Genomic DNA, 1,564 nt, shown 5'->3' with positions numbered 1-1,564 from the left:
CGCCTGTCCCAGCACCCGCCAGTCCGGCTCTTCCCACCAGAATGGTGGTGCTTCCGAGGCCACGCTAGCGCCCGTTCGCGCCCTTCAGGCGCGACTTGACGACCAGCGGCTGGATGTAGGGCTCAAGCGATTTCAGCGTACGCGCCAGCGCACCGCGCATCTCGTCGACGGTCGCAATGCCTGCCGCCATCATCTCGTGGCGCGCCACTTCGTTGGTCAGGAGGAAATTGACGGCGCCGGCCAGCATGTCGCGATCGCGCACCAGCTTGGCGCCGCCGCTGTCGAGGAGACGCTGGTAGGCCTCCCGAAAATTCTGCACATTGCGCCCGGCGAGAACCGCCGTGTCGAGCATGGCCGGCTCCAGCGGGTTCTGGCCACCCTCGGAGGTCAGCGAGCGGCCGACGAAGGCTATTTCCGTCAGCCGGAGATAGAGCCCCATCTCGCCGATCGTGTCGCCAAGCAATATGTCGGTGTCGGCCGTGATCCTGTCGCCCTTGCTGCGCCGCGCGACCTTCAGGCCCATGCCGGAAATCTGCGCCGCAAGCGCCTCGGCGCGATCGGGATGACGCGGAACGACGATGGTCAGAAGACCATGGTGGCGCTTGTGCAGCGTCGCGTGGACTTCAGCCGCGACCACTTCCTCGCCGTCATGGGTCGAGATCGCCGCCCAGGTCGGGCGCGTGCCTATCTGCCGCCGCAGTGTCGCCAGCGCCCGTTCGTCGACCGGAGGCGGCGACGTGTCCACCTTGAGGTTGCCCGACACCGTCACCGGCCGCGCGCCGAGCGCGAGAAACCGCTCGCCATCGACATCCGACTGCGCCACGACGTGAGCCAGGTTCTCGAACAGCGCCTCGGCGATGTTGGCGCGTTTCTTCCACGATTTGAACGAGCGGTCGGACAGCCTGCCATTGACCAGCACCTGCGGCACGCGTCGCGCGCCAAGCTCGAGGATGGTCATCGGCCAGATCTCGGATTCGGCGATGATTGCCAGATCCGGCTGCCAGTGATCGAGGAACCGGCTGACCGCCGGCTTGAGGTCGAGCGGTACATATTGATGGATGATGCGGTCACCGAGCCGCTCGTCGGCGACCTGCGCAGAGGTCACCGTGCCGGTCGTCAGCACGATGTTGACGCCATAGTCGAGAATGCTTTCGACCAGCGGCACGACGGCTATGGTCTCGCCGACGCTCGCGGCATGGATCCAGATCACCGGCCCGTCGGGGCGCGCGCGGCCGGCGACGCCATAGCGCTCGCGGCGGCGGTAGCGGTCTTCCTTGCCGCGCGAGGTGCGCCAGGCAACGTAGGGCCCGACCAGCGGATAGGCTGCCGCACCCGCGAATCGGTAAGCCGACAGCATGGCCCGTGCCCAGCGGCCGCTCATCGCGGAGCATCCACGAGACGGTAAGCCTCGGCGGTCGCGGCATTGAGCGCTGTCGTCACTTCCTGGCGCTTGCGCTCCATTTCGGCGTCATCGGCGCCGGCCGCCACGAAGATCGGCTGGCCAATGACGATCGACGAACGGCCGAACGGCAGGTTAATGGTGGTCTTGTCCCAGCTCTTCTCC

General features: G+C 66.9%; 1 protein-coding gene and 1 pseudogene. Both read right to left on the bottom strand.

Going from position 1 to position 1,564, the window contains the following annotated elements; translation table 11 throughout:
* Positions 1–64 precede the first annotated feature (64 nt).
* Positions 65–1,381, bottom strand: a complete 1,317-nt coding sequence (gene waaA, locus EN994_RS30655; protein WP_013532343.1) for a lipid IV(A) 3-deoxy-D-manno-octulosonic acid transferase — start codon at positions 1,379–1,381, stop codon at positions 65–67.
* A pseudogene (locus tag EN994_RS30650) lies at positions 1,378–1,564 on the bottom strand (hypothetical protein); the annotation flags it as partial. The pseudogene EN994_RS30650 and the gene waaA, both read right to left, overlap by 4 nt.

The sequence above is a fragment of the Mesorhizobium sp. M7A.F.Ca.CA.002.09.1.1 genome (assembly GCF_003998555.1).
In the GTDB taxonomy this organism is placed as follows: domain Bacteria; phylum Pseudomonadota; class Alphaproteobacteria; order Rhizobiales; family Rhizobiaceae; genus Mesorhizobium; species Mesorhizobium ciceri.
The sequence above is the reverse complement of the archived record's forward strand: the minus strand, read 5'-3'. Positions and strand labels throughout refer to the sequence as shown.

Coding starts and splice junctions, on each gene's coding strand:
- waaA (WP_013532343.1), bottom strand. CDS start 1,381: ATGAGCGGCCGCTGGGCACGGGCCATGCTGTCGGCTTACCGATTCGCG.